The organism is Streptomyces sp. NBC_00258 (assembly GCF_036182465.1).
GTDB lineage: Bacteria > Actinomycetota > Actinomycetes > Streptomycetales > Streptomycetaceae > Streptomyces.
Window position 1 is genome coordinate 1,117,505 of sequence record NZ_CP108081.1, and the last position, 14,875, is coordinate 1,132,379.

Annotated in this window: 12 protein-coding genes and 3 pseudogenes; 12 read left to right on the forward strand and 3 right to left on the reverse strand. The window is 66.7% G+C overall.

Annotated features, from left to right (window positions below):
* Window positions 1–742 precede the first annotated feature (742 nt).
* Window positions 743–3,106 (forward strand): ATP-binding protein, encoded by a 2,364-nt coding sequence (locus OG718_RS05325; protein WP_328843424.1) that lies wholly within the window; start codon window positions 743–745, stop codon window positions 3,104–3,106.
* A 108-nt stretch (window positions 3,107–3,214) separates the two neighbouring features.
* Here the strand turns inward: OG718_RS05325 and OG718_RS05330 are convergent.
* Window positions 3,215–3,448, reverse strand: a pseudogene (locus tag OG718_RS05330) (helix-turn-helix domain-containing protein); the annotation flags it as partial.
* 375 nt (window positions 3,449–3,823) lie between these two features.
* Window positions 3,824–3,952 (reverse strand): hypothetical protein, encoded by a 129-nt coding sequence (locus OG718_RS05335; protein ID WP_328843425.1) that lies wholly within the window; start codon window positions 3,950–3,952, stop codon window positions 3,824–3,826.
* 6 nt (window positions 3,953–3,958) lie between these two features.
* Here OG718_RS05335 and OG718_RS05340 point away from each other — a divergent pair.
* Window positions 3,959–4,834, forward strand: a pseudogene (locus OG718_RS05340) (ISAs1 family transposase); the annotation flags it as partial.
* Between the two features lie 570 nt (window positions 4,835–5,404).
* Here the strand turns inward: OG718_RS05340 and OG718_RS05345 are convergent.
* Window positions 5,405–5,845, reverse strand: coding sequence for an ATP-binding protein (locus OG718_RS05345; RefSeq protein WP_306935355.1), 441 nt, complete (start codon window positions 5,843–5,845; stop codon window positions 5,405–5,407).
* Window positions 5,846–6,271: 426 nt separating this feature from the next.
* Here OG718_RS05345 and OG718_RS05350 point away from each other — a divergent pair, with 426 nt between their 5' ends.
* The 10 genes and pseudogenes from OG718_RS05350 to OG718_RS05395 all read left to right on the forward strand — a co-directional run bounded on the left by OG718_RS05350 (window position 6,272) and on the right by OG718_RS05395 (window position 14,855).
* Window positions 6,272–7,099: a helix-turn-helix transcriptional regulator gene (locus OG718_RS05350; RefSeq protein WP_328843427.1), complete on the forward strand. Its 828-nt coding sequence runs from the start codon at window positions 6,272–6,274 to the stop codon at window positions 7,097–7,099.
* Between the two features lie 117 nt (window positions 7,100–7,216).
* The gene (locus OG718_RS05355) at window positions 7,217–8,155 is read left to right on the forward strand and encodes an NADP-dependent oxidoreductase (protein WP_143644377.1); all 939 of its coding nucleotides are present in this window, start codon (window positions 7,217–7,219) and stop codon (window positions 8,153–8,155) included.
* 380 nt (window positions 8,156–8,535) lie between these two features.
* Window positions 8,536–9,174 (forward strand): isochorismatase family protein, encoded by a 639-nt coding sequence (locus OG718_RS05360; protein WP_328843428.1) that lies wholly within the window; start codon window positions 8,536–8,538, stop codon window positions 9,172–9,174.
* A 153-nt stretch (window positions 9,175–9,327) separates the two neighbouring features.
* Entirely contained in the window at window positions 9,328–10,155 is an 828-nt protein-coding gene (locus OG718_RS05365) for a helix-turn-helix transcriptional regulator (RefSeq protein WP_328843429.1), read from the forward strand.
* A 329-nt stretch (window positions 10,156–10,484) separates the two neighbouring features.
* Complete coding sequence (locus tag OG718_RS05370) at window positions 10,485–11,327, forward strand: alpha/beta hydrolase (protein WP_328843430.1); 843 nt, start codon at window positions 10,485–10,487, stop codon at window positions 11,325–11,327.
* A 116-nt stretch (window positions 11,328–11,443) separates the two neighbouring features.
* Window positions 11,444–11,658, forward strand: a pseudogene (locus OG718_RS05375) (oxidoreductase); the annotation flags it as partial.
* A complete protein-coding gene (locus OG718_RS05380; protein ID WP_328847689.1) occupies window positions 11,613–12,455 on the forward strand; it encodes an oxidoreductase in 843 nt (280 codons plus the stop codon). The pseudogene OG718_RS05375 and the gene OG718_RS05380, both read left to right, overlap by 46 nt.
* Window positions 12,452–12,982 (forward strand): SRPBCC family protein, encoded by a 531-nt coding sequence (locus tag OG718_RS05385; protein WP_143644382.1) that lies wholly within the window; start codon window positions 12,452–12,454, stop codon window positions 12,980–12,982. The genes OG718_RS05380 and OG718_RS05385 overlap by 4 nt, the downstream gene beginning before the upstream one ends.
* 140 nt (window positions 12,983–13,122) lie before the next feature.
* Window positions 13,123–14,037, forward strand: a complete 915-nt coding sequence (locus tag OG718_RS05390) for an NADP-dependent oxidoreductase (protein WP_328843431.1) — start codon at window positions 13,123–13,125, stop codon at window positions 14,035–14,037.
* A gap of 350 nt (window positions 14,038–14,387) precedes the next feature.
* Entirely contained in the window at window positions 14,388–14,855 is a 468-nt protein-coding gene (locus tag OG718_RS05395) for a cupin domain-containing protein (protein ID WP_143644384.1), read from the forward strand.
* The last annotated feature ends 20 nt before the right edge of the window (window positions 14,856–14,875 follow it).

Here is a 14,875-nt window from a genome sequence, read left to right on the forward strand (position 1 = left end):
GCGATGCTCCGTCTGACGCAGCACTGTAGAGGCGGCGTCATACTGCACAGTCGCCGAGGCGGCCGACTCAATCACCTCTGGAGGAGCCAAGTGACGAAGGCTCCAGCGGCACCCGTGGTGGCTGCAAGGGCCACGTCGCGTAAAGCCGTGCGAAGCAAGCGCTTGGCACGCATGTGGGGTTGGGTGCAGGTCATGCTGATCTCCTCCTGAAGGGGCCGACTGCGGGATGCGGTCGACTGCTCGCGCCTATCGAGCGGGTTCCGGGAGGTTTCCAGCGACCCTCAAGTCGGCGGGAGGGAAGCAAGTACGCTGGCCAGGCCGTGTTTTGGCAGTTTTCCTGGAGCTTGCGATTCTGGAAGTTGTGGAGGACGGGGAGCGGATGGGCGAGCAAGTGCAGCGGTTCCAACACGCGTTGAAGGCAGCTCACGCGGCAGCAGGAGGTCCGTCCCTGGACGCACTGGTTCGCGTGGCCCTCCAGCAAATCCCGCCGGGGAAGGTGTCGAAGTCAGCAATCAACGATTGGCTGAATGGAAAAGCCGTACCAAGCACCGCACACACACGTTCATTCCTGGCCATGGCCAGATTCCTGCAGAACCGCGCAGTACAGTCAGACAGCCGTTACACGGCGCGACCTGAGCAATGGTGGAAAAGTCTCCTAGAACGGGCTCGCCAAGAAAAGAATGCGGCTAAGGGTGGGAGACCTCGCGGAGGGAGCGATTCTACAGCTCTTCCGAAGGGCCCAGTGACCCTTCCGGTCATTCCGCAGGTGTTCACTGGCCGCGAATCGGAACTGGCCCAGGTGATGAGGTGGCTGGAACCCGGGGACGGACCGGCTTCCCACGAGGCCACGATGGTGATCGCAGGGATGGGCGGGATAGGCAAGACCGCAATTGCCCTTCATGCGGCGCACGAGGCCCAGGTCCGCGGTTGGTTTCCCGGAGGGATTCTCGTCGTTGATATGCAAGGCTACGGGCATAGCTCAATCGAGGCGGGAGAGGTGGCTGATCGCTTCCTGCGCGTCTTAGGCGTGAAGCCGAGGGACCTGCCAAACACGATCGCGCAGACGCTGGACGCTTGGCGTCTGACGCTCAACACGCTGGCCTCACAGGACCGGCCGCTCCTGCTGGTCCTGGACAATGTCCGTACCCCGGCTCAGATCTCCGGGCTCCTGCCTGGGGCACCACACCGGGCTCTGATCACCTCCCGCCATACCCTTTCAGCTTCTGCCGTCAACTCCGTTAGCCTCAGCCCCCTTTCTCCGCGCGATGCTGTCGATCTGCTGGACCGGACTGTGACGGCCGGCGGCAGGAATGACGAGCGAGTCAGTCATCAGTCCGCGGACGCACTGCAGCTGGTGAAGCTATGCGGCCATCTGCCACTCGCGCTGCGGATCATCGGCGCGATGTTGAGGGATGAACAGGACCGGCCTCTCAGCGCACTGGCCGCGGAACTACAGGACGAACGCACGCGCCTGGACGCGATGGAATACGACAGCGAAGAGCTGGCTGTGCGCGCATCGTTCCAGTTGTCCTACCAACACCTCACCGCACCGCAACAACGCGCCTTCGGTCTCCTGTCTCTGGCTCCCGGTCCGGATATCTCCACCATGATGAGCGAAGCCCTACTGGCCCACACCACCTTCGAAACCAGGCGTCTCCTGTCCAGTCTGGCCCGCGCTCATCTCCTACACTGCGCCACCGTCGATACGGAAACGCTCTCGATCTCAGATCGAGAGCGCTGGTCGATGCATGATCTTGTGCGCCTTTTCGCGTGCGAGATTTCCCAGACCGACGGCTTCAACGATCAGGGCGACGGTCTCTCGCGTTTATTCGACCGGCTTCTCGATACGGCAAGGGCAGCCGCTACCCATCTGGGCGACAATCCCGAGGAGTGCCTCTCCGATGATTTCACCGGCCGCAGACAGGCGCTCGAATGGCTAGAAAATGAGCGACCCAATCTTCTTGCTGCCGCCAAGGCGCCGTCGGCGCGAAACCACGCTATCGCTACGCGCCTGGCCTTTGCCCTGACCAAGTTCTTCGACTGGAGGAGGCACTTCGATGACCTGATCGATCTCTCCAACCAGACCACCACGATCTCTCGGACGACCGGAAACCGCCGCGAGGAGGGCAATGCAATCAATAATCTTGGAATCGCTTTTTCCAAAGTGCGCCGCTTCCAAGAGTCAATAGGACACTTCGAGAAGGCCATTGCTATTTACCGTGAGATCGGCGATCGCCGCAATGAATGCAGGGCGCTGGGGAACCTCGGAGGCGTCCTCGACTACAGCGGACTATTCGAAGATGCAATCAGAGCCCATACGCAAAGTTTGGCCGTTTATCGCGAGCTTGGCGACCAGCACGGCGCAGGTGCCTCGCACAATAACCTCGGGGGCGCACTCAGACAGTTAAGTAGGTTCCCAGAAGCACTCGATCATCACGCAAGAGCCCTCGAAATTTTCCGCGACTTGGACGACATCCACGCTCAGGGCATGACACTCAACAACCTCGCCATCACGCTTAGAGCGGAGGGTCGACTGAAGGAGGCAGTCGACGCGCACACAAATGCCGCCACTTTCTTCCACGAGTCCGCCGATCGCTACAGCGAGGGTGCAGCGCTGAGTAATCTCGGGCTCGCCCTGCGTGATGCCGGCCAGTTCGAGGCGGCAGTCAACGCACACACAAGGGCAGTTGACATATTTCATGAATTGTCTGACCGTGATAGCGAAGGAACCGAACTGATCAAACTTGGAGCCGCCCTGCGAGATGTGAACCGCTTCGAGGAGGTGATGAGGGCTGCGGTTCAAGCTGCCGAGATCTTCAGGGAAATTGGCGACCGGAACGGTGAAGGGCGCGCTCTGACTGTCGCGGGAATCGCCTTGGGAGAGCTTCTGCAGTTCGAAGAAGCCATCGATGCCCAGACAAGGGCTGCCGAGATTTTCCACGAACTCGGAAATCGCCACAGCGAAGACCAGGCACTGGCGCTGAGGCTGCACATGATTACAAAGTACCTCACTCAAGCAGTGATCGATGGACTCAACCAGGCTGCTGATCGGATAACTGCAGAGCCCGACAATTCTCCCATCGACCGCACGCACGGATCCCCGTAGTCTTGGCCAGGCTGCCGGATATTCGATTTCTGCTCTGAACTCGTGTCAGGATCTTGGCGAGATGTCCTGGTCGGGTGTGGCCGATATGACGGTTCGGCCGTTCGTGATGTAGGCGTGAGCGGTGGCCTCGCTGATCCCGAACCCGGCAGCGATCTTCGCCAGCGTGGTGTGTTCGCGCAGGTACACCAGTGCCACCATCGCGCGATGAGACGGTCGGAGCTTGCAGCGCCGGGCGCCCTCACGGGTGACGATGAGCATCGTGACCCGCTCCACGAGCGCGTGGGGCAGGTCAAGTGAGGCAGGATGTGCCAACGAGGCCCCCGAGCAGCGTGGTTGAGACATCAGACATCTCGATCAACAGCTCGGGAGCCTCGCTCATTGCGCTTCGCGGACCGTCACCGGACCAGTGGCCACCTCGAAGAAGCTCAGTGCACCCGGTCTGAACGTCGTCTGCGGCCGGTCCAGGGCCACCGCCGACGTTCCGAAGCCGCCCGTGGGGGTGGTTCGCTGGCGTCAGGGTCGTCGACATACCGAGTGAGATCCATGCCCATCAGACGGTAGGTCAGCGCCGGCAGTCCCATGCCCAGGGCTTCGGCGTAGTCGCCGGGTATCCGGTTCATGACGGTCCGCCAGGGAGAGCGGAACAGGCACGGCTTCCAAGATCATGGAGTTCTCGACGCCCCGTGACCTGCCTGGAAGACCGTGCCTGCCGAAGCATCATCGCTGATCCCGCCTGCCCTTGACCAACTCCGCGAGCATCCAGAGGTCGCGCCGGAAGAAGTGCCCGGACTGCTGGGCCGCCTTGCACAGGTGCCCGATCCGCGTGATCCCCGTGGAGTGCGCCACGCTCTGGTGGGCGTCCTTGCCCTGGCCGCGTGCGCGGTGCTGGCGGGGGCAACGTCGCTGCTGGCGGTCGGCGAATGGATCACCGACGCTCCGCCCCACGTACTGGAACACGTCGGCGTGCGACTCGACCCCCTGTTCCCCAAACGGTCCTTGCCTGCGGAAACGACGGTCCGACGACTGCTGGCCCGGATCGACGGCGACGCATTGGACCTGGCGGTCGGCCGCTGGCTCGCCGACCGCCGCAACCGAACCCGGGGCCGGCTGCGCGGCCTGGCGGTCGACGGCAAGAGCCTTCGCGGAGCGGCCAAAGCGAAGGGCCGCAAGATCCACCTGCTTGCAGCCCTGGATCACACCACCGGCCTGGTCCTGGCCCAGTTGGACGTCGGCGAGAAGACTAACGAGATCACCTGCTTCCAGCCGTTGCTGGAGACCATGGACGACCTGGCCGGGGTGGTCGTCACCAGCGACGCCATGCACGCCCAACGCGAGCACGCCGACTACCTTCTCGGCCGTGACGCCCACTACATCGTGATCGTCAAGGGCAACCAGAAGAAGCTCCGCAAGCAGCTCAGATCCCTTCCGTGGACAGAGATCCCGCTGCAGGGCCGCGTGCGGGGCATCGGCCACGGACGCTCGGAGACCCGACGGATCAAGGTGGTCACGGTCAACAGCCTGCTCTTCCCCGGAGCCCGGCAGGCCGTGCAGATCAAGCGCCGTCGCACCGACCGCAAGACCGGCAGGACCACCATCAAGACCGTTTACGCCGTCACCAGCCTCACCGCTGAGCAAGCCGGCCCCGCCCAGTTGGCGACCCTGATCCGTGATCACTGGCAGATCGAGGCCCTGCACCACGTCAGAGACACCACGTTCGCCGAAGACGCCTCACAGCTGCGAACCGGCAACGCGCCCCGGGCGATGGCTACTTGGCGCAACCTCGCCATCGGCGCCCTGCGGCTCGCCGGCGCGACCAACATCGCCGCAGCTCTGCGACACAACGCCCGCAACGCGGACCGCCCGCTCGCCCTGCTCGGCCTCAAGTGATCACGAAACGGACGCCCGCCGACTACGCCGAAGCCCTGCTTGTGTGTGGCGTTGTCTGTGGAATTTGCGCCATTACCATGGCCGTTCTGATGGTTCGCGGCCCAAGAAGCGGGACCGCAGACCGCACACGGTGAGTGGGAGCGTGCGCAGGAGGTGCACACCGCGATCGACACCTTCCGCTAGCGCGTCGATTACGTGGGCTCGAGACCGCGCGGTGCGGGCCCCCACGGCGCGTACCTGCACGCGCTGCGGCCTGCGCGGATCCCGCTACCGGAGCCGCGGTCAACGTTGCCCGGCGGAAGAGACCAACAGCGTCCATTCGAGGGCCGGGCCCGCAGCGGCTTCCAGACGCCGATTCACGGATGAGCGCATGATGGGCCCCTGCTAAGGGCTTTCCTACCTTCGTAGGTCTCACCACGACATGAGCGCATGGATGTTCTTGCCACCCGGATCATGCAGGACGCTGACCTGGCGAGAAAGCGCGTGGATGAGAGGCCAGCCGCGCCCGCCGACTCCACGCACCAGGTCGCATGGCCGAGGCGTGGGCTCGATGGGGTTCTTGTCGCGTACGGTCACCTGCACGTCTTCGAAAGTGCGGTGCATGCGCACGCTGAAGGGCCCAGGCGCGTACTGGATCGCGTTGGCCGCCAGTTCCGTGACCACCAGCAGGATATTGCCCCGGCTCGCCGGGCTCATCGGCGGATCATGAGGCTGGAGGGTATCGAGGAACAGCCCTGCTGCCAGACGGGCGTCGGCGATGTTACCGATCTCCCCGTCGAAGCGGGCCGTGAGAACTTCGACGGCTTCTGGGCAGACCTTGCTGGCGTCGTCTCTGGGTGGCTCGGTACCCATCGTGCACTCCAGTCTCTCGCCGTGGGACGCGCATTTGATGTTGGGCTGCGTCTTCCCGCTCTCTGACGGATCAACCGAACCGCCTGGCGAGGGCAACAGGATTGGTCCATGTGGCGGCGCCGCCACATGGAGCTCTCGCGCCGCTCAGCGATCCGCCGCGGTGGGTGAAACCAAGTAATTCAAATCCACCCAACTCGGGACAGTCCGTTTCACTCTACGAAACTCGGGGCAGCTCACCCTGCCGCTCCGGTAGGTCTCGAGCCAGTGGTCCGGGTGTTGGGGACGGTACCTGTCCGACAAGCAGATGCGCAGGCCCGGGCGAGCCGACTGAACCCCAGCCAGGGACAACTTGTCCGCGGTTAAAGTGGGCCTTCATCTGATTCTCGGTTCGCGCCAGGATGGGTGTGTCGAACAGGGGGGCGGACGATGGACCGGGCGTTGCTGGCAGATTTTCTCCGCGCGCGTCGTGAGGCGTTGCAGCCGGAGGATGTCGGGCTGCCTCGCGGACAGCGTCGCCGCACCGGCGGGTTGCGGCGCGAGGAAGTGGCGGCGCTGGCCGGCATGTCGGCCGACTACTACAGCCGGATCGAGCAGCAGCGTGGTCCGGCGCCCTCGGAGCGGATGCTCGTCGCGCTGGCCCGGGCGATGCGGCTCAGCCTGAGCGAGCGTGACCATCTCTTCACCCTCGGCGGGATCGCGGCACCCCGGCGGATCGTGCGTGATGACCATGTGGGTCCCACGATGATGCGGATCGTCGCCGGCCTCTCGGACGTGCCCGCCATCGTGCTGTCACGGTTCGGTGAGGCGTTGCTGCAGACGCGTCCGGCGGTTGCGCTGCTCGGTGACTTCACCCGGTATTCGGGTCTGTCCCGGTACCTGGTCTACCGCTGGTTCACTCATGACCCGCAGGTCCGCGGCTTGTACCCCGCCGAGGATCATTCGCTGCGGGGCAGGGTGTTCGCCGCGGAGATCCGGGACGCCTACACGGTGGATCCCACGGGGAAGGCCGGTGAGATCGTCGCGGCTCTGCTCGATGTCAGTCCCGAGTTCGCGGAGGTCTGGCGGTTGCACGAGGTGGGGGTGACGCATCACCACGACCTCAAGCGTTACCTGCACCCCGAGCTGGGGGAACTGGAGCTCTACTCCGAGATGCTGGTGGATCCCGAGCAGTGCCAGCAGCTGCTGGTCTTCACCGCCACGCCCGGCTCCCCGAGCCATCGCAAGCTCCAGCTCCTGGCCGCTGTCGCCCGTTAGCGGTTTTCGACTCTCTCACCCCTCTGAGCATCGTTTCGAAGCCGAAGCGTGCTCCAACCACAAATTGATTCAAATCTGAATCAGTTCGTTCCCGCATTGTGAAAGTTGAGGCATGCCATGAAGGCAGTGCGTTTCCACGAGTACGGCACCCCGGACGTCCTGCGCTACGAGGAGGTGGAACAGCCGGTCCCCGGCATCGGAGAGGTTCGGATCCGGGTGGCTGCGACATCGTTCAACCCGGTCGACGGCAACATCCGTGCCGGCTTCATGCAGGGCCCCATCCCGGTGGCTCTGCCTCACACCCCCGGCATCGACGTCGCCGGCACGGTCGACGCGCTGGGCGAGAACGCGGACGGCGTCGAGGTTGGTGACCGGGTTGTCGGATTCCTGCCGATGACCGGCGCCGGCGCGGCCGCGGAATACGTCCTCGCACCGACTGGGATCCTGACGTCGGCGCCCACGAGCATTCCGCTGGTCGATGCCGGCGGGGTGCCGTTGGTCGGCCTTACCGCCTGGCAGGCCCTCTTCGACCACGCCGGGCTGACCGGCGGCCAGCGCGTGCTGATCAACGGCGCGGGCGGCTCGGTCGGCGGCTACGCCGTACAGCTGGCCAAGCACGCCGGCGCCCACGTGATCGCCACGGCCGGGCCGCGCAGCAGCGAGCGTGTCAAGGCGGCCGGCGCCGATGAAGTTCTCGGCCACGGCCTTCCCGAACTGGCTGAGCCGGTCGACGTCGTGCTCAACCTCGCGCCGGTCGATCCGGCACAGCTGGCCGCGCTGGCCGGTGTGGTCCGCGACGGCGGTGTCGTGGTGAACACGACGGTGTGGATGCCCGCTCCGTCCGACGAGGAACGCGGCGTGCGCGGTATCAACCTCTTCGTCAACAGTGACGCCGCCCAGCTGGCGCAGCTGGTGGCACTGGTCGACTCCGGCAAGCTGCGCGTCGACATCGCCAGGCGGGTGCCACTGGCCGACCTGCCGGCGCTGCACGCCGAAGCCGCCGCGGGCCCGATCTCCGGAAAGGTCATCGTCCTTCCCCCCGCCGCGCTCGCCTAGGCAGCAGCGCCCTTCACAGCGTGCTGCCGTCAGTCTGCCCCCTGCGCGCGACGCAGCCCTGGGACGCTCGGACAGGCCCGGCGGCTCTGGGCATCGAGACGATGACCAGCTGTTCCTTCGATGGACAGTTCCACATCACCAGGCCGCAGGCGACGCCGGCCCGCCGGGCGATCTCCCGGATGATGGCGCGGCTGTCTTCGCGTTCGGGGAACGCGGAGCGTCCGGCCTGCAAGATGGCCGCCTCACTCGCATCAGGATCCCGTCGTTCACTGATCCGGTTCTCCGCACTCGTCGACCCGGCGCACAGCGGTCATCGACAACGTTGCATCCACTCATGCCGCGACGGTCATCAGTGCCGTCGCCAGCCATCGGAGCACCTCGTGAACCTCGAACCACTGACCCCCGAGAACACCACGATTGTCCTGGTGGACCACGCCGTCGGGTTCGCCAACGTGCTGCGGTCGCACGACACGGCGGAGCACATCAACAACGTGGCCGGACTGGCAAAGACAGCCCTGTGGTACGGAAGCGGCCTGGTCGTGACCAACGGCCGGCCCGACAAGCCGTCCGGACCGCTCTACCCGCAGCTGAAGGAGACGATCGGGGACCACCCCGTGGTCGAGCGGGGCGGCAACTTCAACGGCTTTCTGGACGCGGAATTCGCACGAGCCGTACGCGAGACCGGGCGCCGCAAGCTCGCCATCGCGGGGGTGTCCACCGAGGGATGTGTCCTGCAGACTGTGCTGGGCGCGCTGCGCGAGAACTACGAGGTCTACCTGGTCGTGGATGCCACAGCGAGCCTGACAGCCGAAACCCACGCGGTCGCGGTCGAGCGCATGGTGCAGGCCGGCGCCTCCCCGGTCACCTGGTTCTCCCTGGCCGGGGAGTTCACCGTGGACCACCGTTCCGCGACCGCGCCCCACTTCCAGCGGCTGATGCGCGAGCACGTGCCGACCATGGCCATGGGCGTCCAGTCCTACCTGTCCGCCCTCCAGCAGACTGGGCCGCGTCCGGCATGAGGCATGCCGCCCGGGGGCGGATGAGGGCCGTCCGGCTGTCCCTGTGCACCGCTGTCGGCCCAGCCACGGACAATTCGTCCCCTGATGAAGTGGCCCTTCATCCGCTCTCCCGTCCGCGCCAGGATGGGCTTGTCAAACAGAGGAGGTCGGACGATGGACCGGGTGTTGCTGGCAGATTTTCTCCGCGCGCGTCGTGAGGCGTTGCAGCCGGAGGATGTCGGGCTGCCTCGCGGACAGCGTCGCCGCACCGGCGGGTTGCGGCGCGAGGAAGTGGCGGCGCTGGCCGGCATGTCGGCCGACTACTACAGCCGGATCGAGCAGCAGCGTGGTCCGGCCCCGTCGGAGCGGATGCTCGTTTCGCTCGCCCGGGCGATGCGGCTCAACCTGAACGAGCGCGACCGCCTCTTCACCCTCAGCGGCATCCCTGCACCTCAGCGGATCATACGAGATGATCATGTCGGTCCCGCGATGATGCGGATCGTCGGCGGCCTCCTGAACGTGCCGGCGATGTTGATGTCGCGCTTCGGCGAGACGCTCCTGCAGACACCTCCGGCGGTCGCACTGCTCGGTGACTTCACCCGCTACTCGGGCCTCTCCCGGTACCTGGTCTACCGCTGGTTCACCGGCGATCCGCAGGTCCGTGGCCTGTATCCGGTGGAGGACCATCCGCGGCGGGGCAGGGTCTTCGCCGCGGAGATCCGGGACGCCTACACGGCCGATCCCACGGGGAAGGCCGGTGAGATCGTCGCGGCTCTGCTCGATGTCAGTCCCGAGTTCGCGGAGGTCTGGCGGTTGCACGAGGTGAGGGTGACGCATCACCACGACCTCAAGCGTTACCTGCACCCCGAGCTGGGGGAACTGGAGCTCTACTCCGAGATGCTGGTGGATCCCGAGCAGTGCCAGCAGCTGCTGGTCTTCACCGCCATACCCGGTTCCCCCAGCCGGGGCAAGCTGCAGATGCTGTTCGCTGTCGGTCCCTAGCGACAGTCGCCGCCCTCTCACCCTGCTGCCGCTTCGCAGCCGGAGTGCCCTTACCAAACGCTTCAAAACTGAAGCATATTACGTGGAACGTATCGCGTCTCCCGATTGACGGCCGAGCCGGCGCGGGATTCCAGAGGGTCAGGTCTGCTGAGCCGCCCAACGGCAAACCCTCGCCTACCAAACCCGGAACTTCTGGGCCCGCTGATTCCACGAATGACCAGATCAGACCCAACCGACCAAGTAGGCAGGACAGTCATGTCACTCAGTTTCGACCCCGAGTTCGCCCACGCGTTCGCCGCCATGGCCGAGGCCATGTCGGGCGCCGCGCCATGTGGGAACCGATCATCGGTGCCGCTTCGGCGGCCCAACCGGTCCCGCCCGACGTCACGACCACCGAGTACTACGCGACCGCCGACGACGGCACGAAGATCACCATGCGCTGGTACGCCAAAACGGACGCCCCTGCCGGTCCGGCCGCGCTGTTCTTCCACGGCGGCGGCTACATCTTCGGCCACATCGACCTGTTCGACGGCGCAGTTGCCCGCTACGTCTCCGCCAGCGGGGTGCCGATGCTGTCGGTCGAATACCGCCGAGCCCCCGAACACCCCTTCCCCACACCGGTCGAGGACGCGTACACCGCCCTGCGCTGGCTGCACCAGCACGCGGAAGACCTGGGTGTCGACCCCGCGCGGATTGGTGTCATGGGCGACAGTGCCGGAGGCGGACTGGCCGCGGCGCTGTCGATCCTCGCCCGGGAGCGCGGAGGCCCGCAGATCGCCCGGCAGATCCTGCTCATGCCGATGCTCGACGACCGCACCACCACGCCCGACCCGCACATCGAGCCCTACCTGCTGTGGTCCTACGACGACAGCCGCACCGCGTGGCCGGCCCTGCTCGGCGACGCCGCGGGCGGGCCCGACGTACCCGCCACGGCCGCCCCGGCCCGCCTCGGGGATGCGACCGGTCTGCCTCCCGCCTACATCGAGGTCGGCCAGCTCGACGCCTTCCGCGACGAGGACCTTGCCTACGCCCTCAAACTCAGCCGGGCCGGCGTACCCGTGGAGTTTCATCTCCACCCCGGCGTCCCGCACGAGTTCGACTCCATCGCCTTCACCACCGATGTCGCCCGCCGCGCCATCGCCGACCGCGTACGCGCCCTCACCTCCCTCTAGCCCCTCTCCACCCTTCGGCGCTGATCCCCCTACAGCAGAAAGGGCTCACACATGGCTGTCTGGCCCCCGTCACCGTCGGTGCCATGCAACTGCCGCACCGGCTCGTCATGGCGCCCATGCGCCGTGACCGCCCCCTGGCGGACGGCCTTCCCAGCGAGCTCAATGTCGAGTACCACCGGCAGAGGGCCTCCATGGCCCTGATCATCACCGAGGGCACCAGCCGTCCGAAGACGGTCAGGGCTACCTGCTGGCGCCGGGAATCCACACCGACGCGCACATCGCGGGCTGGCGCAAAGTCACCGACGCCGTCCACGCCGAGGGCGGGCGCATCGTGGTCCAGCTGATGCACGCCGGCCGTATCTCCCACCCGGACAACACCCCGCACCACCGCACGCCCGTGGCCCCCTCGGCCGTACAGCCCAAGGGCGTCATGTTCACCGCCACCGGCCTCCAGGAGATGCCCGTTCCCGGGCCCTCACCGCCGACGAGATCGCCGGTGTGTCCGACGAGTTCCGCCGCGCGGCGGCGGCCGTCGCCGCCGGGTTCGACGGCGTGGAGATCCACGGCGGCAACGGCTACCTCGTCCACCAGTTCCTCTCCTCCAACGCCAACGAGCGCACCGACCGGTACGGCGGCTCCGTCGCCCGCCGCATCCGCTTCGCCACCGAGGTGACGTCCGCGGTGGTCGCCGAGATCGGCGCCGACCGCACGGGCCTGCGCATCTCTCCCGGCAACCCCTACAACGACATCACCGAGCACGACATGCATGACGTCCACCCGGCACTGCTCGACGCCATCGACCCGCTCGGCATCGCCTACCTGCACCTCATCCAGGGCCGCGACGACGAATTCCTGCAGCGCATACGCCGGCAGTGGTCAACGGCGCTGATCGTCAACCGCGGCGGCACCCCGCTCGGCACCCGCTTTCGCCGACCTCGACTCCGGTCTGGCCGACGTCGTCTCGGTCGGCGCCACGGCACTGGCCAACCCCGACCTTCCCCACCGCCTCCGCACGGGCGCCCTGCTCAACGAGCCCGACCCGGCCACCTTCCACGGCGGCAACCACCCGCGGCTACACCGACTACCCCACCCTCCCCATCACCACCAACACGGAGAGCTGAACCATGACCACGCTCCTCATCGGCCCGGCCGACAAGACCGTCACCGTCACCGTCCAGCAGCGGACCCGCACGGCACCCCCGGACGCCTTCCGCATCCTGGCGCCCATCGATCTCCCCACCGTCTTCCGCCCGGTGGCCCCGTTCCCCGGCATCAGCAGCGTGAAGAACCAGACCGAGGCCTGGGACCACGCGGGCTCGCGAAGAAGCCCGCAGTTCGACGACGGCTCCCAAGTCGACGAAGAACTCACCGAGTACGTACCGGGCTCCAGCTTCGCCTACCAGCTGACCGGCTTCACCAACGTCCTCTCCCGCCTCGCGGCCGGCATCCGGGGCGAGTTCAACGTCAACCCCGACGGTGACGGCACACTCATCCGCTGGACCTACGAGTTCAAGCCGCTGCCCGGCCGCCGCTGGATCCTCGCCGGCCCCTTCGCTCCGCTCTGGCGCCGCTACATGGTGGCCGCCCTCGACCAGTGCGTCCACGTCATCGAAACAGCGGAAAACAGTGAGCAGGCGCCGCTCCGGACCGGGTGACGGCCCAAAACTCCGCGGCTCCAGCCCACGAACGAGCCCACCCAACAGTTATTTGGCCAGCCACATGACTGGCGTCGCGTTTTAGGTGCTCAGCCACCCCATTGATTTCACCGGATCAGCTCATCAAGGAGACAGCAGTGATGAAAGCCATCGTTTTCGACACGTTCGGCGGCACCGAGGTCCTGCACGAGGCGGAGACCGAGATCCCCGAGCCCGGCCCCGGCCAGGTCCGCGTGCGTGTACAGGCTGTCGGTGTCAACCCGGTGGACGGCAAGATCCGCTCCGGGATCATGGAAGCCATCTTCCCCACCACCCTGCCCGCCGTCCCTGGTGGTGAGATCGCCGGGATCGTCGACGCCGTCGGTGAGGACATCGACCAGCTGCAGGTGGGCGACGAGGTGCTGGGCTGGTCCGACACCGGCTCCTACGCCCAGTACGCGCTGGCCACCGCGACCGTCCTCGCCCCCAAGCCGGCCGGCCTGGACTGGACGCGCGCAGCCGCACTGCCGGTGGCGAGCGACGGCGCCGACCGGGTCCTGGACCTGCTCGACGTCAAAGCCACCGAGACCCTGCTGATCCACGGCGCGTCCGGCGCGCTGGGCACCGTCGCCGTCCAGCTCGCCGTCGCCCGCGGCGCCCGTGTCATCGGCACCGCCGGCCCCGCCAACCAGGAGTACGTGACCTCGCTCGGCGCCACCGCGCTGGTCTATGGAGAGGGTCTGGTCGAGCGGGTGCGTGCGCTCGCCCCAGGCGGCGTGGACGCGGTGCTCGACGCCGCGGGCAAGGGCGCGCTGGAGGACTCCATCACCCTGCGCGGCGGCACCGACCGGATCGTCACCACCGCCGACTTCCGCGCCCGCGAACTCGGTGTCGTCTTCGCCGAGGGCCCGGCGCGCCGCTCGGCCTCCCGGCTGGCCGAACTGGCCCGGCAGGCCGCCGACGGCGCACTGGCGATCACGGTCGGCGCGACCTACCCGCTTACCGACGCGGCCAAGGCCCAGCAGGCCAGCGACGCCGGACACAGCCGCGGAAAGCTCGTCCTCACCGTCGGCTGATCTCTCTCCCCACCCGCGAGGGCCGGCCCCGCACAGCCGCCTGCAACCAGCCGGTCATCTCCATCTCCAGTCAGTCCGTACCCACGCGATATCCGCATGCGTCGTGTGTGGCCCACACCGTCCCCTGCTCCACCCATGTCCCTCCGCGTCCCTCCCTCACCGGAGGTGAACGCCCGCTTCACACGGTGTGCGGTCGCACTCACAAACGCACAGCATCACCGGTCAAGTTCAGGCCTGCGAGTCAGGGCACCGGGATTCGCTCCGGAAGGCGATTTCCGACCCATTGCCCCGCTCCGCAGGTGTCCGATTCCACCCCGGTCTCAAAGCCGGAGTTTCCTTGGAGGTCTCCGATGACCATGGCCTATCTGGCGCAGCCCGAACAGCAGCAGAAGCTCGAATGGCTCGACGGGGGAACGTTCTCCGTGCTGCTCGACAAGGAAGCCACCGAGGGCAAGCTGACCGTGGGCCGCTTCGACGTCGCCAGGGGCGAAGCCCCGCCGTTCCACCTACACACCCGCGAGGACGAGGTGTTCATGCTGATCAAGGGCACGGCCCTGGTGTGGTGCGGGGAAGAGGAACACGAACTGAGCGAAGGCGGGATCGTCTACCTGCCCCGCAATATCCCGCACGGCTACCGCATCACCTCCGCCCGCGCCGACCTTTTGATGATCGCCACGCCCGGCGGCATCGAGGGCATGTTCCGCCACGCCGGACGCGACCTCAGCACCCCGCGCCCCGACGGCTTCGAGATCCCCAAGTCCCTGCTGGCGGAGGCATCCGAACTCTACGGCGGCGTCATCCTCGGCCCGCCGCGCTGAACCGCTCACGGACCCGAGCG